Origin of the sequence: Micromonospora palythoicola, from assembly GCF_036689795.1 — a bacterium.
Taxonomy (GTDB): Bacteria; Actinomycetota; Actinomycetes; order Mycobacteriales; family Micromonosporaceae; genus Micromonospora; species Micromonospora palythoicola.
Map to the genome: position 1 here is coordinate 16,942 of NZ_JBAGKI010000028.1, position 19,012 is coordinate 35,953.

Genomic DNA, 19,012 nt, shown 5'->3' on the forward strand with positions numbered 1-19,012 from the left:
CAGGGTTACCGCAGCGGCCGGAACGCGGCCCGCACCTCGGCGGCGAAGAGTTCCGGTTCCTCCCAGGCCGCGAAGTGGCCACCACGGTCGACCTCGTTGAAGTACGCGACGCCGGGGTAGACGGCCTCGACCCAGCTACGTGGGGCAGCCCAGATCTCGCCGGGGAACGCCGTGAAGCCGACCGGGACCGCGACCGGTGGCGGCGGCTGGCCGGCCGCGTCGGCTGCCGCCTGGAAGCGTCCGAACTCCCAGTACCACCGGGCGGACGAGGCGCCGGTGCCGGTCAGCCAGTACAGCGTGATGTTGTCGACGACGGTGTCCCGGGTGAGACCACCCACCGGTTCGCCGTCGACGAACGCGCGGGAGATCTTGTCGTAGCTGTCCGTGTCGTGGTCCAGCATCCACGCCGCCAACCCGACGGGTGAGTCGAGCAGCGAGTAGCCGATGGTCTGCGGTCGGGTGGACTGTTCCAGGAAGTAGCCGAAGCCGTCGGTGGTGAACGTGGCGAGCGCGTCGTGCGCCGCGCGTTCCGGCGCGGAGTTCGCCGGCAGTTGATCCTTGAGACCGATCGCCGCGGCGAGCAGGTTGACGTGGATGCCGGCCAGCCCGTCGGGTCCCTGACGGCCCATCGCGTCCGTCACGGAGGCGCCCACGTCGCCGCCCTGTGCGACATAGCGCGAGTACCCGAGGCGGTCCATCAACTGTGCCCAGGCCTGTGCGATCCGGTTGGAGTCCCACCCGAGCTCGGTCGGCTCGCCGGAGAAGCCGTAGCCGGGCAGCGACGGCAGCACCAGGTGGAAGGCGTCCTCGGCCCGTCCGCCGTGCGCCGTCGGGTCGGTGAGCGGGCCGAGGGCCCCGAGCAGTTCGACGACCGAGCCGGGCCAGCCGTGCGTCATGATCAGCGGCAGCGCGTCCTCGTGCGGCGACCGTACGTGGACGAAGTGAATCGGCACGCCGTCGATCTCGGTGGTGTACTGCGGCAGGGCGTTCAACCTGTCCTCGCACGCGCGCCAGTCGTACTCGGTGGTCCAGTAACGGGCCAACTCCTTGACCGTCGCCAGCTGCACGCCCTGGGAGCGGTCGCCGACCAGTTCCCGGGTGGGCCAGCGGGTGGCCGTGATCCGGCGACGCAGGTCCGTGAGCGCCTCTTCCGGCGTGTCGAGACGGAAGGGACGAAGGTCGTCCTGGGACATGCTCACCACCTGGCGGATCGAGCGGCACCGGCCCGGCCGAGCCGTACGCGCTCATCCTCACATCGGCGAGGTGGCCAGCGGGCCGGAACAGGACTTGTGGGCCTCACGCCTGGTTCCGGACCGGTCCGTCTCAGCGCTGGCTCGCGCCGGTCGAAACGCCCGCCGGGTCGGCGCGGTACTGCTTGGTGTTGTCCCGGCGACACCCGCCCGGCCGCCACCAGTTGGCCCGGCCGAGCAGCGCCATGGTGGCGGGAACCAGGAGGCCGCGGATGATCGTCGCGTCGACCGCGACCGCGACCGCCATCCCCAGCCCGAACATCTTGATCACCGGGTCGGTGTGCAGAACGAAGCTGGCGAAGACAGTGATCATGATGAGGGCGGCGCAGGTGATCACCTGTCCGGTGCCGGCCAGCCCCTCCCGGACGGACGTGCGGTTGTCCCTGGTGCGCTGCCAGGACTCCCGGACCGCGGTCAGCAGAAACACCTCGTAGTCCATGGAGAGCCCGAACAGCAGTGCGAACAGCATCATCGGCAGGTAGCTCTCCACCGGAACCGGGCCGGTCAGGCCGGTCAGTTCGACCCCCCACCCCCAGGCGAACACGGCGGTCAGCACCCCGTACGCGGCACCGACCGAGACGAGGTTCATCACCGCCGCCTTCACCGCGACGACGGGGGCCCGAAACGCCGCGTACAGCAGGACGGTGGACAGTCCGACCACGACCGCGATCACCCACGGCATCCGCTGCCCGATCCGGTCGGCGAGGTCGACCCGGGTGGCGGTGGTCCCGCCGACGTGCACCTCGGCGCCGGTGACGGAGGTCGTACGAAGCTTCCTGACCAGGTCGGCGGTGGCCGGATCGCTGGGGGCGGTGTCGGGGCGCACGGTGAACCTGGCTGTGCCGCCGTCCTCGCCGAGCCGAGGCGGAGTTACCGTCGCGACGCCCTCGGTGGCGGTCAGCTCGCGGGTCAACGTCGTCAACCGGGAATCGGCGGCGTCGGTGGCCGGCGGCGCGAGGGCGGCCACCACGGTCAGCGGGCCGTTGACGCCCGGCCCGAAGCCCTCGGCGAGCAGGTCGAAGCTGCGCCTGCTGTCGCTGCCCACCGGGTTGTCCCCGGCGTCGACCTGCCCGAGCCTCAGGTCGAGGGCAGGGGCCGTGATCACGGCGAGCAGCAGCGCCGCCAGTGCCGCCCACCGCCACGGGCGGCGGGTGACCCGGTCGGCCTGCCGGGCCCAACCGGTGCCGGCACCCCCGCCGCTCCGCCTGATCCGGAGCCGGTCGATCCGCGACCCCAGCAGTGCCAGCAGGGCCGGCAGCAGGGTGACCGCCCCCGCCACGGCGACCGTCACGACCAGGCCCGTCGTCCAGCCGAGGGTGCCCAGGACGGGTACGCCGGCCACGGCGAGCCCGGCGAGGGCGATCACCACGGTCGCCCCCGCGAAGACCACCGCACTGCCCGAGGTGGCCACGCTCCGAGTCACCGCCGCTCGCACCTCGACGCCGTCGGCGAGCAGCCGCCGGTACCGGGTGACCAGGAACAGCGCGTAGTCGATGCCCACGCCGAGTCCGATCATCGTGGCGAGCGTGCCGGCGACCGTGGGCACGGCCGTCAGATGACCGGCCAGGCCGACGGCGCTGATCGCGCAGGCCAGCGCGAACAGCGCCGTGACCAGCGGCACGGACGCGGCGACGACCCCGCCGAAGGCGAGCAGCAGCACCACCGCGGCCACCGCGAGACCGAGCAGTTCGCTGGTCTTCGCGCCGCCCCGCTCGGCGGCGCTGGCGAGGACGCCGCCGGGTACCACCTCCAGTCCGGCGTCGCGAGCCGGGGCCGCCGCGTCGCTGATGTCCCAACTCAGCTCCCGGTCCACCTCGCGCGGCGGCATGTCGAGTTGGACCGCGAGGTAACCGGTGCGACCGTCCGGACCGAGGGTGCCCTCGCCGGTGCTGACCCCGGAGACCGAGGCCACCCCGGGCACCGCGGCGATGGCGGTGCGCGCCTGGGCCAGCGCCTGCTGGCGTGCCGGCTCGTCGAGCCGCCCCGCGGCGGCGTGCACGACCAGCTGACCGGACGTGCCGTCCTCGCCGGGTACGCGGTCCAGCAGGTCACGAGCGGCCTGGGCGTCGCTGCCCGGCAGCGCGACGTCGTTGTCGACCGGTCGACCGAGCGACAGGGCCGCGCCGACCAGGATCACCGCGAGCAGTGACCAGGCGGCCAGGACCGTCGCGGGGCGGTCCGCGCACCAGCCGCCGAGGCGGGCCATCGCCCGGTGGAACCGGTCGTCGTGCTGTCCGTGCATCATGCTCCTTCGCAGGTGGGACCGCCGGTCGGCCGGGCGTCGCGCGGCAGCGTCAGATCCTGTCCGTCGATGTGGATGCGCAGGCCGGATTCGGTGACCTCCACGGCCCGGTAGGTGAGTCCCGCCGGTAACTCGGGCAGGTCCCGGGACATCTCGGGGCCGCCGCCGATCCGGGCGAGCAGTGCCGCTGCCGGCCGTCGGACGCCGAAGAGTTCCACCTCGACGGGCGTCACCGTGAGCCGCCCGTCGGTGATCACGGGGTCGGCCAGGACGGTCACCGGAACCCGCTGGCCGAGCAGGTCGACTGCCGTGTCGACGGCGAGCCTGCCGTCCTGCTGGCGATAGCGCAGGTCCCGCCCGCCCCGGCTGATCGGCAACGAGTCGTAACCGACCACCGCCGACAGGGCGAGGGACCGGACGGTCACCGGTCCAGCACCGGTGCCGGCGACGTCACGCAGGTCGGCGCGGATCTGGTGGACACGCAGCCCATCGTGCTGAAGCTCGGGAACCGTGACCCGTAGCCGGGCCAGCCGGCCGGTCAGGACACCGGCGGTCACCGGGAACCCGCCGAGACTGACCACCGGCTCGGCGCCCGAGGCGACGACACAGGCCAGCCGGTCGGCCAGTCGGTCGGCGGCGGACCGGGCCACCAGCCGGTCGGCGACCACGACGAGCATGGAGAGCAGCGCGACGACGGCGACCACGACGGCGACCCGTCGTCGTCGGCCGGACAGGGCGAACTGACGCATGGGTCCACCTCATCCGGCCCGGCTGGGAGCCCCACCCGAGAAGGATGAGAGTTGGTCAAGAATCCGCGGTCGGCAGCCGGAACCAGACGACGGTGCCGCCGTTTCCGCTCGCCGGGCCGAGGCCGACCGTGCCGTCGTGTGCGGCGACGATCTCCGTCACGATCGCCAGACCCAGTCCCGAACCGGAGCCCGTCCCCGCCCGGCTGAACCTGTCGAACGCCCGCTCGCCCAGCGCCGGGTCGATGCCCGGCCCGTTGTCGCTGACCCGTACCTCCACATGGTCACCGAGGGGTGTCACCGCCACGGTCACCGGATCTGTCGGTGCGGTGTGCGCCCGGACGTTGGCCAGCAGGTTCGCCAGCACCTGTCGCAACGCGTCCTCGTCGCCGGTGACCGGTGCCCGGGGCGGACACCGCAGCGCCACCGGGCGGTCGGGTTGTCCGGCGAGGAGATCGGCCACCGACTCCCGGGCCACCACCGTCAGGTCCACGGTGTCCCGGCGCAGTTGCGGTTCCGCCTCCAACCGCGCCAGGTAGAGCAGGTCGTCGAGGAGGCGGCTCATCCGCGTCGCCTCCTCGTCGCTGCGCCGCAGCACGTCGGGCCGGCGCTCCGGTCCCACCATGTCGTGGCGCAGCAGGTGCAGGTAACCCCGGATCGAGGTCAGCGGGGTGCGCAGCTCGTGCGAGGCGTCCGCCATGAAGTCGCGGACCTGCCGTTCCGAGCGGATCCGGGCGGCCATGGCGGACTGCAGCCCGTTCAGCATGCCGTTGACGGCAAGAGTCAGCCGGTCCACCTCAGTCCGGGGGCGGCGGGCGCGTTCCGGGTCGACGGGAACCTGCCGACCCAGGTCACCGGCGGCGATCGCCGTCGCGGTCTCGGTGATCCGGTCCAGCGGTCGCAGGCCGCGTACCAGCACCGCGCGCGCGAATCCGGCCAAGAGGATCAGTACGACGGCACCGCCGGTCATCTGGAGCAGGACGAGCCGTCGGACCGTGTCCCGGACCGGTGTCAGGGGGAGTGCGATGAGTACCGCCGCGTTGCCCACCCGTAGTGTGACCACCCGCCAGGCCCCGTCGGCGAGGGTCGTGGGCGGGCTCGTCCGACCGTCCCGGGGCGGGGCAGGGGCCCGGTCCAGCAGCGGCTCGGCAGGTGGCGCGGAACCGAGGCGGGTCAGCGTGCCGTCCTGCTGCCGGATCTCCACCAGGTAGTCGGTCGGCGTGACGACCGCGTGGAACGCACCGCCGGGCACGCCGGAGAGCACCTCGAATCGCTGCCGGGCGAGGGCCGCCGCCGCGGACAGCTGGTCGTCGGTACGGGCCAGCAGGTAGGCGCGCAGGGCAAACGTGCTGACGACTCCCGCCGTCAGCAGGGCGACGGTGGTCAGCAGCACCATGCCGACGAGCAGGCTGCGTCGTAGCGGCAGCCGGTTCACTCGGCGCTCCGCAGCGCGTACCCGAAACCGCGCTGCGTGACGATCAACTGCGGCCCGTACGGGTCGAGCTTGCGCCGCAGGTAGCCGATGTAGGTGTCCACGACGTTGGAGGCGCCGCCGAAGTCGTAACTCCACACCGCCTCGAGGATCTGGGTGCGCGACAGCACCCGACCCGGGTTGAGCATCAGGTAGCGCAGCAGCTTGAACTCGGTCGGGGACAGCGTCAGCGGATGTCCGGCCCGGCGGACCTGACAGGCGTCCTCGTCCAGTTCCAGGTCGGCGTAGCGGAGCGTCCCGGTGGCCGGCGCGGAGCCGGTGGCGGGCCCGATCCGACGAAGGACCGCCCGCACCCGGGCGACCAGTTCGTCGACCGAGAACGGCTTGGTGACGTAGTCGTCGCCCCCGAACGTGAGACCGGAGATCTTGTCGCGGGGCGCGTCCCGCGCGGTCAGGAAGACGATGCCGAGCTGATGGCCGCTCGCCCGGAGCTGTCGGCACACGGCGAAGCCGTCACCGTCGGGCAGCAGCACGTCGAGCACCACGAGCTGTGGCGGGCGTTGCTCAGCCTGCCGTAACGCCTCGGCAACGGTGCCGGCGGTGGCCACCTCGAAGCCATGGAAGCGCAGCACCGTCGAGACCAGGTCGACGATGTTCGGCTCGTCGTCCACGACCAGGACCCGGGTAGCGCTCATCGCACCGCCATCAGAGCATGCCCGGATGAGAATTCGATGAGAAGCGGTGAGGATCGCCCGGCGATGCGAGCCGGACGCGCGCGTACGGCGACCGCCCGGTCGGCGGGGCCCGCCGGCAGCTCACCTACCGGCGGGTGCCGGCTGCCGGGCGACCAGCCCGACGGCGGGGTCGTAGCGGACCGGAACGGGATCGCTGAGTTCCCCGACGAACTCGCCGTCGGCGTGCTCGACGAAGCCGATGAGGGACCAGCCGTCGCCGTCGGGGACCAGGCGGGGCGCGTACAGGTGCGGTTGGGCGACCGGCCGGGCGGCGGCGATGTCCCAGGGCCCGCGCACGGTGGGCCCGGTGGCGACCCAGAGCCGCGACCCGGACTCCTGCCCGGGGGCGAAGGCGTTTGTGCAGAACAGCAGCAGCGGCTGTCCGTCGACGACGGCGACCTGCGGCACCTCCAGGTGACCGAAGCCGGCCGGCGTGGACAACGGCGGCCGGACCGTCCAGTTGACCAGGTCGGGGGAGGTCGCGTGACCGACGACGCCACGCGCGTCGCCCGGCCCGTGGTTGGCTCGGGCGGTGATCAGCATGTGCCAACCGTCGCCGTCGGGGTCCGGAAAGACCCACGGATCGCGCCAGGCCTGCTCGTACCACATGTCGCGGTCGAGCAGTTCGTACCAGGTCGGATCGGCTTCGAGCAGCGGCGCGTCGCCGTGCCGGTGCCAGGTGTCCAGGTCGTCGGAGACGGCCAGACCGATGCGCTGGACCAACCCGTCCTCGGCCCGGCCGACCCCGGTGTAGAACAGGTACCACCGCCGATCCGGGCCGCGCACCGTGCAGCCGGTCCAGGTCGCCAGGTCGTCCCAGGCGGGCGCGTCGGCGGGGACGAGGGCGTCGGCGCCGAGTTGCCAGGAGCGCAGGTCGGTGGAGACCGCGTGGCCGATCGAGGCGCGCCGGTGACGGCGGTGCGGGTCGAGCAGGGCCCGGGAGGCGCGCAGGAAGAACGCGTGCCAGCGGCCGTCGTCGTCCTGGGCGTACCAGCTGTCCCACACCCAGTGGTCGGGCAGTCGAAGCATGGCCGGAAACGTACCAGTGAATCGGTTTAGCGACTACCGCGGGTAGGGCCCGTGCCGGCGGGGGGACGGTTGGGCTCAGCCGGCGGGCGCGGCCACGGACCGCCGCCGGCGCAGCGGCATCGGGACGAACGACGCGGCACCGGCGACACCGTCGAGCAGCACCTCCACCGCCCGGCGGCCCATCTGCTCGTGCGGCAGGGCCGCGGTGGACAGCCCCGGCCGCAGCCACGCGGCGATCGGGTCGTCGTCGAAGGAGATCACCGAGAGGTCGCCGGGAATGGTGAGGCCGGCCTCGCCGAGCGCCTGGTACGCGCCGAAGGCGAGCCGGTCGTTCATGCAGATCACCGCGCTCGGTCGGGTCGGGCGGTCCAGCAGCGTACGCATGGCGGTGTAGCCGTGTTCCGGCAGCCACTCCGGGCAGAAGCCCTCGGCGAGCAGCGAGACACCGGCGGCGGCGAGCGTGTTCCGGATGCCGCGCAGCCGGGCGTCGGCGGCCAGCGATATCTCCGGGTCGCGCTCCTTCTGCCGGTTCCGGCCGATCAGGGCGATCCGGTCCCGGTGACCGTTGGCGAGCAGCGTCTCGGCGACCATCGCGCCGGCTCCCTCGTCATCGGGCAGCACGCAGGGCAACGACTCCGGACTCGTCGCGTTGAGCAGCACCACCGAGCCGCCGAGGATGGCCGGCGGCACCGCCAGGCGGCGGGTCGCCATGGCCGCGTAGATCACGCCGTCGACCTGGCGGTCGAGGATGGCCTCGATGGCGTACCGCTCGAACGTCGCGTCGCCCTGCGTCTCGGTGATCAGCAGGACGTGGTCGCGCTCGCGGGCGGCGTCCAGCGCGCCGCGGATGAGGCCACCGGCGAAGCGGGTGGTGGCGACGATGTCGGAGACGAACGCGATGGTGGCGGTCTTGCGGGTCCGCAGGCTGCGGGCGGCCACGTTGGGTCGGTAGCCGAGTTCCTCGGCGGCCGCGAAGACCCGCTGGTGTGCCTCGGCGGAGAGCCGGGTGCCCTCGCGACCGTTCAGCACCATCGACGCGGCGGTCTTGGACAGGCCGGCCCGTCGCGCCACGTCGGCCAGTGTCGCTCTCTCCCGACCCATTGCGTCCTCCGATCACGGCGGTCCGTCCCGACGCCGCCGTCGTCCCATCATGATGGGTCGAGTCGTTCACGTGGTCACCGGCGGTGTGGTCAGCCTGACCGGGCGGCTGGTGAACCATCTGTTTCCAGACCGTTGCGAACTCGTCCTTGACACTCCCCGGCGACGCGCGCATGCTCTGCTAAATCAGTTTAGCGACGTGGTTTCACCTCTGCGGTGGACGCCTTCGCGTCTTCCGACGTCATATTGGGTACCGCGGGCCGCGAGCCGGGTCAGGCACGCGACGTTGCGACACGTGGTGGCCGGTGGGCCGGGCTTGTGGCGGGCGCCACGGACGGCCGTCGACCGGTCCGGCGCGCGGATTGAGTCAAGGAGCATGAGGTGCCGGAGTTCTCGACAAGGTTCACCCGACGCCGGTTGGCACTGCTGGTGCCGCTACTGGGCGCCAGCCTGGCCATCAGCGCCTGTAGCGCACCGGGTTCCGAGGAGACCCCCACGGGGGACTCCGACGCACCGGTGAGCACCGAGCTGGGTACCGACCCGATCACCCTGGAAATGTACGCCGAGACCGGCTTCCCGCTGGCCAAGGCCCTCGCCGACGAGTTCACCAAGCAGCATCCGAACGTCACGTTCAACGTCCGCGAGGACCAGTTCACCGTCATCACGGAGAACGCGCCCCGGGTGCTCGCCTCGGACAACGCGCCCGACATCATCCGCCTGCCCACCATGGTCGACCTGGTCAAGGACGGGCTGCTGAAGAACCTGGACCCGTACTTCGACGCGTACGGCTGGGACAAGTTCCCCGCCTCCCAGCTGGTCCAGCTGCGCCTGTCCGACGGCGGCGCGGTGCGCGGCAGCGGCTCGCTGTACGGCATGGGCCTGGGCTACAGCGTGACCGGCGTCTTCTACAACAAGAAGCAGGCCGAGCAGGTCGGCATGACCCAGCCGCCGGCCACCATCGCCGAGTTCGAGGAACTGCTGGCCAAGGCGAAGGCGGCCAACCTGCTGCCGATCATGCAGTTCAACAAGAACACCGCCGGCATCAACTTCCCGCACCAGGCACTGCAGAACCAGTACGGCGACCCGACCGCCATCGCCGACTGGATCTTCCAGAAGCCGGGCGCGACCTTCGACACGCCGGCGGCGCTCAAGGCCACCCAGACCATCCAGAAGTGGGCCGAGGCCGGCTACTTCCCGAAGGACGCCAACGCCATCGACTACACGGCCATGATGGGCGAGTTCCAGAAGGGCAACGGCCTGTTCATGTTCAACGGCGACTGGGAGTCGGGCAACCTGGACAAGAACATGGCCGGCGAGGTCGGCTTCTTCCTGTTCCCGGGTGAGACCGCCGACGCCAAGCGGGTCGCGATGTCCGCGCCGAACACGTTCGGCGTCGGCGCCAAGGCCAAGAACCCCGACGCCGCGGCCTTCTTCCTCAACTGGGTGCACACCAACGACAAGGCCCGGGAGATCTCGGTCAACGTCGGCGGCTCGCACCCGGGCGGCCCGGCCGACCTCGCCCTGCCGCCGGTGTCGGAGGGCACCGTGCTCGCCGAGACGCTCAAGGCGTCCCAGCAGCTCGGCGCGGACAACGGCGCGGTCGACTTCACCGCGAACGCCACCGGCGGCATCTTCGCCGCCGCCATCACCCCCGAGATGCAGAAGCTGATCGCCGGCCAGCAGACCCCGGAGGGGTACGTCAAGGCGGTCCAGGCCGAGTACGAGAAGGAACTGTCCCGATGACGTCTGCCCTCGGCAGCGCCCCGGCCGGGTCGGACACCGCGTCCCGACCCGGCCGGGGGGACACCCGGTCACCCGCGCGGCCCCACCGGAAGCGGTGGGGCCGCACGGTCCGGTGGTCCGGGTGGCTCTGGGTCCTGCCCGCCCTGATCATGTACGGCGTCTTCGTGCTGCGTCCGCTCGTGCTGACCATGCAGTACTCGCTGTACGACTGGAACGGCATCGGCGCGGCCCGCTGGGCGGGGCTGGACAACTACCTCACGGTCTTCACCGACCGGGACCTGTTGAAGATCATCTCGAACGCGTTCATTCTGATCATCTTCTTCAGCTTCATCCCGGTCCTGCTCGGCCTGCTGGTGGCCAGCCTGGTCCGGCGGATCACCACCGGCCCGGCCGGCACCATGGTCCGCACCGTGCTGTTCCTGCCCCAGGTGATCCCGCTCGTCGCGGCCGGCATCGCCTGGAGCTGGGTGCTCTCCACCAACGGACTGGTCAACCAGGCGTTGCGGGCCGTCGGGCTGGACGGCGTCACCCGGGCCTGGCTCGGCGACTTCGACACCGCGCTGCCGGCGGTGGGCGTCATCGGCACCTGGGTCATGCTCGGCCTCTGCACGATCCTGCTGATCACCGGAATGAGCAAGATCGATCCCTCGCTCTACGAGGCCGCCCGCATCGACGGCGCCGGCCCGGTGCGGGAGTTCTTCGCGGTGACCCTGCCCAGCCTGCGCCAGGAGATCGGCATCTGCCTGACCGTGACCATCATCGCGGCGCTGGCCAGCTTCGACATCGTCTACATCTCCACCAGCGGTGGCCCGGGAATCCAGACCACCGTGCCGGGCCTGGAGATCTATCGGCTCGCCTTCTCCCAGCGTCAGGTCGGCCTCGCCTCGGCCCTCGCGGTGGTGCTGATGGCGCTGGTGCTGGTGTGCGTACTGCCGATCCAGCGGCTGACCAGGGGAGAGAAGTGATGAACCTGACCACCCGCAGCGAGCGGCTGACCGGACGCATCTTCCTGATCGCGCTGGTCGTGGTCACCCTGCTGCCGTTCCTGAGCATGCTGTCGGCGGCCCTGCAACCACGCGGCACCGTACCCACCGGCCTGGCCTGGCCCAGCGACCCGCAGTGGGGCAACTTCGCCGACGCCTTCACCGCCGCCAACATGGGCGCGCTGCTGAAGTCCAGCGCGCTGATCGTGGCCGGGGTGGTACCGGTCGGCGTGCTCATCGCGACCATGGCCGGCTTCGGCCTCGGACACCTGCGGGTGCCCGGCGGTCACCTCGCCTTCGGACTGCTGCTGCTCGGCCTGACCCTGCCCTTCGAGGCGGTGGTCACCCCGCTGTACTACCAGATGCGGGACCTCGGCCTGCTCAACACCCGCTGGGCGATCATCCTGCCGTTGATCGGTCTCTACATGCCGTTCGCGGTCTTCTGGATGCGTGCCCACTTCATCAACGTGCCCCGGGAACTGTCCGAGGCGGCGCGGGTGGACGGCAGCAACACCTGGCAGCTGTTCTGGCGGGTGCACGTACCACTGGCCCGGCCGGCCATCGCCTCGCTGACCATCCTGTTGTTCCTGTGGACCTGGAACCAGTTCCTGCTCGCCATCGTGCTCGTCGACGATGCGACGAAGCGGACCATGGCCGGCGCTCTCGGTGCCTTCCAGGGGCAGTGGGGAACCGATCTGGTGCTGTTGTGCGCTGGCTCGTTGCTCATCCTCACGCCTACCCTCATCGTGTTCCTGATCTTCCAGCGACAGTTCATCAAGGCCCTGCTCCAGGGCTCCGTGAAGGGATAGCGGGTTGAGCGACACCCAGATCCACGGTGACGTCGACGACGGCTTCGGCCGGGTCGCCGACGTGTTTCGGGACAACTTCACCCACCGGCAGGAGGTGGGCGCCGCGGTCGCCGTCTACCTGCGGGGCCGCAAGGTCGTCGACCTGCACGGTGGGCTGGCCGACGCCCGGTCGGGACGCCGGTGGAACGCGGGCACACCCGCCGTCGTCTTCTCCTGCACCAAGGGGATCATGGCGATCTGCGCGTACCTGCTGGTGCAGGAGGGGCGGCTGGACCTCGACGCGCCGGTCACCCGCTACTGGTCGGAGTTCGGCCAGCACGGCAAGGCGGAGATCCCGGTCCGGTGGCTGCTCACCCACCAGTCCGGCCTGCCGGCGCTGGACAAGCCCTTCACCCGCGAGGAGGTGCTGGCCTGGGAGCCGGTGATCAGGGCGATCGAGGCGCAGACTCCACTGTGGAAGCCGGGCACCGCACACAGCTACCACGCGATCACCTACGGCTGGCTGATCGGCGAGGTGATCCGGCGGATCACCGGCGAGATGCCCGGCGCCTACTTCTCCCGGGTCCTCGGTGAGCCGCTCGGTCTGCGTACCTGGATCGGGCTGCCGGCCGCCGAACGGGACGCCGTCGCCTGGATGCTGGCACCGATCGGCGAGCCCGTGCCGGCCGGTGACCCGGTCGCCGAGCGTGGCATCACCATGGGCGGTGCCTTTGCCTTCCCCGCCGACGAGAACGGCCTGGTCAGCTTCAACGATCCGGCCATACAGGCCGCGCAGATCCCCGGTGCGGGCGCGGTGAGCACGGCCGAGAGCCTGGCCCGGCTCTACGCCGCCTGCGTCTCCGAGGTCGGCGGCGCGCGGCTGCTCAGCCCCGCGTCCGTCGACGACGCGGTCACGGTCCGGGTCAGTGGTCAGCAGGTCTACGGGCTGCCCGACGCGGGACACCGCTGGGGCACCGGGTTCCTGGTGCACTCGGAGCCCCGCCCGATGCTCGGCGTACGCAGCTTCGGCCACGACGGCGCCGGCGGGCACCTGGCCTTCGGCGACGACGCCCACCAGGTCGGCTTCGGCTACGTGGTCAACCAGATGGGCGGCTTCGACGACGAGCGGGCCAACCTGCTCTCCGCGGCGGTCCGGGACTGCCTGGGAGGCAGCTGACCGACGCGGTGGCCCGGAACCCGCTCGCCGGAGCCGGGGCACACCCGCGACCGGGATCGACGTACGGTGGGCGGATGTCGCACGCAGACGCTGAACTCGCGATCCGGGCCGCGCAGGCCGGTGCCGAGGTGGTGCGCTCGCACCACGGCACGGCGCTGGCCCAGTTCGCGAAGTCGGGTTGGGACTTCGCCACCACCGCCGACATCGAGGCGGAGCAGGCGATCCTCGGCGTGCTGCGGTCCGCGCGACCCGACGACGCCGTGCTGGCCGAGGAGAGCGGACGCAGCGGGTCGGACGGTAGCGGGCGGATCTGGTTCGTCGATCCCCTCTGCGGGACGCTGAACTTCGCCGTACACACCACGCTGGTCTCGGTGAACGTGGCCCTGCGGGTCGACGCGGAGGTCACGGCGGCGGCCGCAGTGGACCCGTTCGCTCAGGAGGTCTTCTGGACCGACGGCACCGCCGCCCGGGTGCGGTGCGGCGGTGTCGACCAGCACCTCACGCCGTCGGCGGCATCCGGGCTGGTGGACGTCAACCTCGACCCGCCCTTTCCGAACGGGCGGGTGTTCCGGGCGGCCCGGCTGCTGGCGGACGAGGGCTTCGTCGAGCGGTTTCGGCCACGGGTCGTGTCGACCACGTTGGCGTTGACCTGGGTCGCGGCCGGTCGGCGCGCCGCGTACGTCACGGACGGCCGACTGCGCGACAACGTGCACTTCGCGGCCGGCATCGCGCTCTGCGAGGCGGCCGGCTGCGTGGTGACCGGCATCGACGGTCAGCCCTGGCGCAGCGGCCTGGGCGGGCTCGTCGTGGCAGCCGACGCGGATACGCACGCCGGCCTGCTGGCGCTCGTCGCGCGGCAGCGAGAGCCGGCGTAGGGCCGGTAGCGTCGTTCCGCCGAGTCAGTCGAGGCAGAACTCGTTGCCCTCGGGGTCGGTCAGCACGATGAAGCCGGCCTCGAGCGGCGGCGCGGGCTCGACCCGGCGCAGCTGCTTGGCGCCCAACGCGACCAGCCGATCGGACTCGGCCTGCAACGCTGCCATCCGTTCCGCGCCGGTGAGCCCGGGCGCGGCCCGTACGTCGAGGTGCACCCGGTTCTTGACGACCTTGTCCTCCGGCACCTGCTGGAAGAACAACCGCGGACCGAGCCCCTCCGGGTCCTCGATGGCCGACCTGGTGTTGCGCTGCTCCGGCGGTACGCCGATCCGGGCGAGGAAGTCGTCCCACGCGGCCAGCGGGTCGGCACCGTCGGGGAGGTCGACCCCGGGCGGACCGGGATGCACGTAGCCCAGGGCGTCCCGCCAGAACGTGGACAGCGCCGTCGGGTCGTGGGCGTCGAAGGTGACCTGGATCTGGCGGCTCATCGGGCGGCTCCAATCGGTTCGCGTCCAGGCGACCAATGTGCCAGGCGGGGCCGACATTCCGAGGCGCGACCGTGGTGGCGGGCGGTGACGCTGACGGCCCGGTTCCTCCCGATGGCGGCCGCAACAAGCTAGCAATCTCAGTGTTATCGATGTTAGCGTTCGCAGCGAGCGCCTCCGCACCCGGAGTGACGGCCATGGTCGCGCTGATGTGATCGCCAACATCGGCGGCCGCGAACCACTCGGCTGTCGCGCGCCGGGTCGCCGGCCACCCGCGGGTCACCGGGACGGCGGGTTTCCGCGCCGACGAGCCGCCGGGCTCTCGGCGGGCTGGGAGTGCCGTTCGTTGGCGCAATAAATCTGATGTCTGTGGCGGCGAGGTTGATCGTCACGCGGGTATTTGCGCGATCTCGGGCGTTGACGTCACATGTCTGGAAGCCCTAACGTCTGATGTCTGAGTCACGTGAACTCCACCACCCGCCACCCGTGTCTTGGAGGGATCGCCATGTCCCGTACCCGGTCCTTCGTCGCACGCTGGCGGCCGTTGTCGGCGCGGGTCGGGCCGGGCCTCGTGGCCGATCGGTGGAGCAGGGACGGCAGTACGAATCCGCGGTGGACCACTGCCCCCACATGACCCCCTTCGCACATCACGTCCGACGAGTGCCCCGTCGCGGCCCGACCGGGTCACCGCGTCGCCCTTGGCGTGACGTCCCGGATATGGAGGAACGACCATGAGAAGCAGGGCACTGACGAGCATGGGGCTGACGCTGCTGCTCGGCGCGTCGGTCACCTTCGCCGCCGGGTGCGGTGACGGCGCGGCCGACGGCACCGGATCGGGCGGCTCACAGGTCGTCGGGGTCGACTACCCCCGCTCCGACACGGACTTCTGGAACTCCTACATCAAGTACGTCCCGCAGTTCGCCGACGAACTGGATGTCGAGATCAAGACCACCAACTCGCAGAACGACATCGCCAACCTGATCTCGAACACCCAGGCCTTCATCAGCCAGGGCGTCAAGGGTGTGGTGATGGCGCCGCAGGACACCGCGGCCATCGCGCCGACGCTGTCCCAGCTGGACAGCAAGAAGATCCCGGTGGTCACCATCGACACCCGGCCGGACACCGGCAAGGTGTTCATGGTCGTCCGTGCCGACAACCGCGCCTACGGCATCAAGGCCTGCCAGTTCCTCGGCACCAAACTCGGCGGCAAGGGCAAGGTCGTCATGCTCCAGGGCGGCCTGGACTCGATCAACGGCCGGGACCGCACCGAGGCGTTCAACGAGTGCATGCAGCAGCAGTTCCCCGACATCACCGTGTTCGGCGAGGCCACCGACTGGAAGGCCGACGTGGCGGCGTCGAAGCTGCAGACCCGGTTCGCGTCGGACCCGGACATCAAGGGCATCTACATGCAGTCCTCGTTCGCCCTCTCCGGCACCCTCCAGATCCTCAAGCAGCGGGGTCTCCAGGTGCCGCCGAGCGACCCGAAGCACGTCTTCGTGGTCTCCAACGACGGCATCCCCGAGGAGCTGAAGAACATCGGCGAAGGGCTGATCGACGCCACCGTCAGCCAGCCGGCCGACCTCTACGCCAGGTACGGCCTGGAGTACGTGCAGGCGGCGATCGAGGGCGAGACGTTCCAGCCCGGCCCGACCGAGCACGGCAGCACCATCATCCAGGTACGCGACGGCCTGCTGGAGGACCAGTTGCCGGCGCCGCTGGTGACGCTTGACGGTGCGCCGATCGCCGGTGAGCCCACCCTGAAGTTCGACGACCCGTCCCTGTGGGGCAACAACGCATGAGCGCCACCCCGAGTGGGCCGGCCGACGGGCTGGGCGATGCCGACCAGCCCGTCGTGGAGGCCGTGCAGATCATCAAACGGTTCGGGTCGACGGTCGCGCTGGCCGACGCCGGCATCGTGGTCCGCCGTGGCGAGACGCACGCCCTGGTCGGGCGCAACGGCGCCGGCAAGTCCACACTGGTCAGCATTCTCACCGGGTTGCAGGCCGCCGACGACGGCGCGGTGGCCTTCGACGGACGTCCGGCCCCGCCGCTCGGTGACCGGGACGCCTGGCGCAGCCGGGTCGCCTGCGTCTACCAGAAGTCCACGATCATCGGCAGCCTCACCGTGGCGGAGAACCTCTTCCTCAACCGGCACGCCCGTGGCCGCGCCGGGTTGATCCGCTGGTCGCGGCTGCGCCGTGCGGCGGAGCAGTTGCTGGCGGAGTGGTCGGTGGAGGTCGACGTACGTCAGCCCGCGTCGACGCTCTCCGTCGAGCAGCGGCAGTTCGTCGAGATCGCCCGGGCGCTGTCCTTCGGCGCCCGGTTCATCATCCTCGACGAGCCGACCGCCCAGCTCGACGGCGCCGGCATCAACCGGCTGTTCACCCGGATCCGGCAGTTGCGGGAGCAGGGGGTGACCTTCCTGTTCATCAGCCACCACCTTCAGGAGATCTACGAGATCTGCGACCAGGTGACGGTGTTCCGCGACGCCCGGCACATCCTCACCGCCCCGGTGGCGCAGCTGAACCGCCCGGCGCTGGTCGCCGCGATGACGGGTGAGGACGTGACCATGCCGGAGGCCGAGCACCGGCCGCTGCCCTCCGACGCTCCGGTGCTGCTGTCCGTGCGCGATCTGGTCACCGCCTCCGGCTCCGAGCTGTCCGTCGAGGCACGGGCCGGCGAGGTGGTCGGAATCGCCGGTGGCGGCGGCAGCGGCAAGGTCGAGGTCGCCGAGGCGATCGTCGGGTTGGCCCGGCCGGCGGGCGGGACGGTGGTCGTCGACGGTCGGGCGCTGCGTCCCGGCAGTGTGCCCGACGCCCTCGACGCGGGCGTCGGGCTGGTACCGCAGGACCGGCACCGCGAAGGACTGGTGCCGCTGCTGTCCATCGCCGAGAACGTCACCATGACCGTGCCGGACCGGATCGGTCGGCGGGGTCTCATCTCGCCGGGCCGGCGTGACGCCCTGGCCCGGGACACCATCGCCGACCTGGCGATCAAGGCCGCCGGGCCGCAGGTGCCGGTCTCCGAGCTGTCCGGGGGCAACCAGCAGAAGGTGGTGATGGGCCGGGCGCTGGCCAGCGATCCGAAGCTGCTGGTCCTGATCACCCCGACCGCCGGGGTGGACGTGCGTTCCAAGCAGACCCTGCTGGGAGTCGTCGAGGAGGTACGCCGCCGCGGCACCGGCGTGCTCGTCGTCTCCGACGAACTCGACGACCTGCGGATCTGTGATCGCGTACTGGTGATGTTCCAGGGCCGGGTCGTCCGCGAGATGTCCCACGGCTGGAGCGACAACGAGCTGGTAGCCGCCATGGAAGGGGTGGATCTTCACCATGTCTGAGACGCTCTCCACCACCGCGCGGCCGGCCGCCACGCCGCCACCGCCCCGGCCTGCCGCGTCGCGGAGCCTGGCCATCGCCCGGCTACGGGACCTGGCGCTGGTGCCGGCGATCATCGCCGTCGCGATCGTCGGGTCCATCGTCAGCCCGGTCTTCCTCAGCACCGACAACATCATCAACGTGCTGCAGAGCATGTCGGAGATCGCCATCGTGGTCCTCGCCCAGACCATCGTGCTGATCACCGGCAAGATGGACCTGTCGCTGGAGTCCACCTTCGGCCTTGCCCCGGGCATCGCCGCCTGGCTGGTGGTGGATCCCGCGTTGACCCGGGGACTCGGTCTCGACGTGCTACCGGACGCCTGGGCGGTTCCGGTCGTGCTGCTCGTCGGCGCCCTCGTCGGTGCCTTCAACGGGCTGCTCATCGTCCGCTTCGGCCTCAACGGCTTCGTCGTCACGCTGGGCATGCTGATCGTCCTACGCGGCCTGCTCACCGGTATCTCCGGTGGCCAGACGTTCTTCATGCTGCCCGAGTCGATGACCTATCTCGGCTCCGCCAGCTGGGTCGGCGTACCGGCCTCGATCTGGCTGTCGCTGCTGCTGTTCGCCGCCGGGATCGTCGTTCTCGGCTACACCCGGGCGGGCCGGGCGTTGTACGCGATCGGCGGCAACGCCGACGCGGCCCGGGCGGCGGGCATCCGGACCGACCGGGTGCTCTGGCTGACGCTCATCGTGGCAAGTGTGCTGGCGGCGCTGGCCGGGCTACTGATCAGTGGCCGGCTCGCGGCGGTGCCGTCGGCCCAGGGCAGCGGCGCCATCTTCCAGGTCTTCGCGGCGGCGGTGATCGGCGGCGTCAGCCTCAACGGCGGCAAGGGCAGCGTCTTCGGCGCCTTCACCGGCGTCCTGCTGCTCTTCATGATCATTAACGTGCTGACCCTGGCCGGGGTGCCCGCACAGTGGACGAACTTCCTCAACGGCACCGTCATCCTGGTGGCCCTGGTGGTGTCCCGCATCACCGGAGGCAAGGCACAGACGTGAGGCGGCCTGTTCGTCGGGCCCACCGCGAGGCAGGCAACCACGCCCACCCGCTCGATCCCTCA

The 19,012-nt window shown here is 71.1% G+C and carries 16 protein-coding genes; 8 read left to right on the forward strand and 8 right to left on the reverse strand.

Annotation, left to right across the window (positions count from 1 at the left end):
* Positions 1 to 5: 5 nt before the first annotated feature.
* The 7 genes from V5O40_RS14955 to V5O40_RS14985 form a co-directional block, all read right to left on the reverse strand.
* The gene (locus tag V5O40_RS14955; RefSeq protein ID WP_332905992.1) at positions 6 to 1,193 is read right to left on the reverse strand and encodes an epoxide hydrolase family protein; all 1,188 of its coding nucleotides are present in this window, start codon (positions 1,191 to 1,193) and stop codon (positions 6 to 8) included.
* Between the two features lie 130 nt (positions 1,194 to 1,323).
* Entirely contained in the window at positions 1,324 to 3,492 is a 2,169-nt protein-coding gene (locus V5O40_RS14960; protein ID WP_332905993.1) for an MMPL family transporter, read from the reverse strand.
* Entirely contained in the window at positions 3,492 to 4,241 is a 750-nt protein-coding gene (locus V5O40_RS14965) for an LmeA family phospholipid-binding protein (protein WP_332905994.1), read from the reverse strand. The genes V5O40_RS14960 and V5O40_RS14965 overlap by 1 nt, the downstream gene beginning before the upstream one ends.
* Before the next feature lie 55 nt (positions 4,242 to 4,296).
* Positions 4,297 to 5,673 (reverse strand): sensor histidine kinase, encoded by a 1,377-nt coding sequence (locus V5O40_RS14970; RefSeq protein ID WP_332905995.1) that lies wholly within the window; start codon positions 5,671 to 5,673, stop codon positions 4,297 to 4,299.
* Positions 5,670 to 6,365, reverse strand: a complete 696-nt coding sequence (locus V5O40_RS14975) for a response regulator transcription factor (RefSeq protein WP_332905996.1) — start codon at positions 6,363 to 6,365, stop codon at positions 5,670 to 5,672. The genes V5O40_RS14970 and V5O40_RS14975 overlap by 4 nt, the downstream gene beginning before the upstream one ends.
* Before the next feature lie 120 nt (positions 6,366 to 6,485).
* Positions 6,486 to 7,433: a glycoside hydrolase family protein gene (locus tag V5O40_RS14980; RefSeq protein ID WP_332905997.1), complete on the reverse strand. Its 948-nt coding sequence runs from the start codon at positions 7,431 to 7,433 to the stop codon at positions 6,486 to 6,488.
* 75 nt (positions 7,434 to 7,508) lie between these two features.
* Complete coding sequence (locus V5O40_RS14985; protein WP_332905998.1) at positions 7,509 to 8,534, reverse strand: LacI family DNA-binding transcriptional regulator; 1,026 nt, start codon at positions 8,532 to 8,534, stop codon at positions 7,509 to 7,511.
* A 378-nt stretch (positions 8,535 to 8,912) separates the two neighbouring features.
* Between V5O40_RS14985 and V5O40_RS14990 the strand changes: the two genes are divergently transcribed.
* The 5 genes from V5O40_RS14990 (at position 8,913) to V5O40_RS15010 (ending at position 14,097) form a co-directional block, all read left to right on the forward strand.
* On the forward strand, positions 8,913 to 10,274 hold the full coding sequence (locus V5O40_RS14990) for an ABC transporter substrate-binding protein (RefSeq protein ID WP_332905999.1): 1,362 nt from the start codon (positions 8,913 to 8,915) through the stop codon (positions 10,272 to 10,274).
* On the forward strand, positions 10,271 to 11,239 hold the full coding sequence (locus tag V5O40_RS14995) for a carbohydrate ABC transporter permease (protein ID WP_332906000.1): 969 nt from the start codon (positions 10,271 to 10,273) through the stop codon (positions 11,237 to 11,239). The genes V5O40_RS14990 and V5O40_RS14995 overlap by 4 nt, the downstream gene beginning before the upstream one ends.
* Positions 11,239 to 12,066, forward strand: coding sequence for a carbohydrate ABC transporter permease (locus tag V5O40_RS15000; RefSeq protein ID WP_164447122.1), 828 nt, complete (start codon positions 11,239 to 11,241; stop codon positions 12,064 to 12,066). The genes V5O40_RS14995 and V5O40_RS15000 overlap by 1 nt, the downstream gene beginning before the upstream one ends.
* Before the next feature lie 4 nt (positions 12,067 to 12,070).
* The gene (locus V5O40_RS15005) at positions 12,071 to 13,222 is read left to right on the forward strand and encodes a serine hydrolase domain-containing protein (protein WP_332906001.1); all 1,152 of its coding nucleotides are present in this window, start codon (positions 12,071 to 12,073) and stop codon (positions 13,220 to 13,222) included.
* 74 nt (positions 13,223 to 13,296) lie between these two features.
* Positions 13,297 to 14,097 (forward strand): inositol monophosphatase family protein, encoded by an 801-nt coding sequence (locus V5O40_RS15010; RefSeq protein ID WP_332906002.1) that lies wholly within the window; start codon positions 13,297 to 13,299, stop codon positions 14,095 to 14,097.
* A 24-nt stretch (positions 14,098 to 14,121) separates the two neighbouring features.
* Here V5O40_RS15010 and V5O40_RS15015 read toward each other — a convergent pair whose 3' ends face one another.
* Complete coding sequence (locus V5O40_RS15015; RefSeq protein ID WP_332906003.1) at positions 14,122 to 14,583, reverse strand: VOC family protein; 462 nt, start codon at positions 14,581 to 14,583, stop codon at positions 14,122 to 14,124.
* A 728-nt stretch (positions 14,584 to 15,311) separates the two neighbouring features.
* Between V5O40_RS15015 and V5O40_RS15020 the strand changes: the two genes are divergently transcribed.
* Genes V5O40_RS15020 through V5O40_RS15030 form a run of 3 tightly spaced genes read left to right on the forward strand, consistent with a single transcriptional unit; the run spans position 15,312 to position 18,950 of the window.
* The gene (locus tag V5O40_RS15020) at positions 15,312 to 16,379 is read left to right on the forward strand and encodes a sugar ABC transporter substrate-binding protein (RefSeq protein ID WP_332906004.1); all 1,068 of its coding nucleotides are present in this window, start codon (positions 15,312 to 15,314) and stop codon (positions 16,377 to 16,379) included.
* On the forward strand, positions 16,376 to 17,917 hold the full coding sequence (locus tag V5O40_RS15025) for a sugar ABC transporter ATP-binding protein (protein ID WP_332906005.1): 1,542 nt from the start codon (positions 16,376 to 16,378) through the stop codon (positions 17,915 to 17,917). Before V5O40_RS15020 ends, V5O40_RS15025 begins: the two co-directional genes overlap by 4 nt.
* Positions 17,910 to 18,950: an ABC transporter permease gene (locus V5O40_RS15030; RefSeq protein WP_332906006.1), complete on the forward strand. Its 1,041-nt coding sequence runs from the start codon at positions 17,910 to 17,912 to the stop codon at positions 18,948 to 18,950. Before V5O40_RS15025 ends, V5O40_RS15030 begins: the two co-directional genes overlap by 8 nt.
* The last annotated feature ends 62 nt before the right edge of the window (positions 18,951 to 19,012 follow it).

Coding starts and splice junctions, on each gene's coding strand:
- V5O40_RS14955 (WP_332905992.1), bottom strand. CDS start 1,193: ATGTCCCAGGACGACCTTCGTCCCTTCCGTCTCGACACGCCGGAAGAG.
- V5O40_RS14960 (WP_332905993.1), bottom strand. CDS start 3,492: ATGCACGGACAGCACGACGACCGGTTCCACCGGGCGATGGCCCGCCTC.
- V5O40_RS14965 (WP_332905994.1), bottom strand. CDS start 4,241: ATGCGTCAGTTCGCCCTGTCCGGCCGACGACGACGGGTCGCCGTCGTG.
- V5O40_RS14975 (WP_332905996.1), bottom strand. CDS start 6,365: ATGAGCGCTACCCGGGTCCTGGTCGTGGACGACGAGCCGAACATCGTC.
- V5O40_RS14980 (WP_332905997.1), bottom strand. CDS start 7,433: ATGCTTCGACTGCCCGACCACTGGGTGTGGGACAGCTGGTACGCCCAG.
- V5O40_RS14985 (WP_332905998.1), bottom strand. CDS start 8,534: ATGGGTCGGGAGAGAGCGACACTGGCCGACGTGGCGCGACGGGCCGGC.
- V5O40_RS14995 (WP_332906000.1), top strand. CDS start 10,271: ATGACGTCTGCCCTCGGCAGCGCCCCGGCCGGGTCGGACACCGCGTCC.
- V5O40_RS15000 (WP_164447122.1), top strand. CDS start 11,239: ATGAACCTGACCACCCGCAGCGAGCGGCTGACCGGACGCATCTTCCTG.
- V5O40_RS15010 (WP_332906002.1), top strand. CDS start 13,297: ATGTCGCACGCAGACGCTGAACTCGCGATCCGGGCCGCGCAGGCCGGT.
- V5O40_RS15015 (WP_332906003.1), bottom strand. CDS start 14,583: ATGAGCCGCCAGATCCAGGTCACCTTCGACGCCCACGACCCGACGGCG.
- V5O40_RS15020 (WP_332906004.1), top strand. CDS start 15,312: ATGAGAAGCAGGGCACTGACGAGCATGGGGCTGACGCTGCTGCTCGGC.
- V5O40_RS15025 (WP_332906005.1), top strand. CDS start 16,376: ATGAGCGCCACCCCGAGTGGGCCGGCCGACGGGCTGGGCGATGCCGAC.
- V5O40_RS15030 (WP_332906006.1), top strand. CDS start 17,910: ATGTCTGAGACGCTCTCCACCACCGCGCGGCCGGCCGCCACGCCGCCA.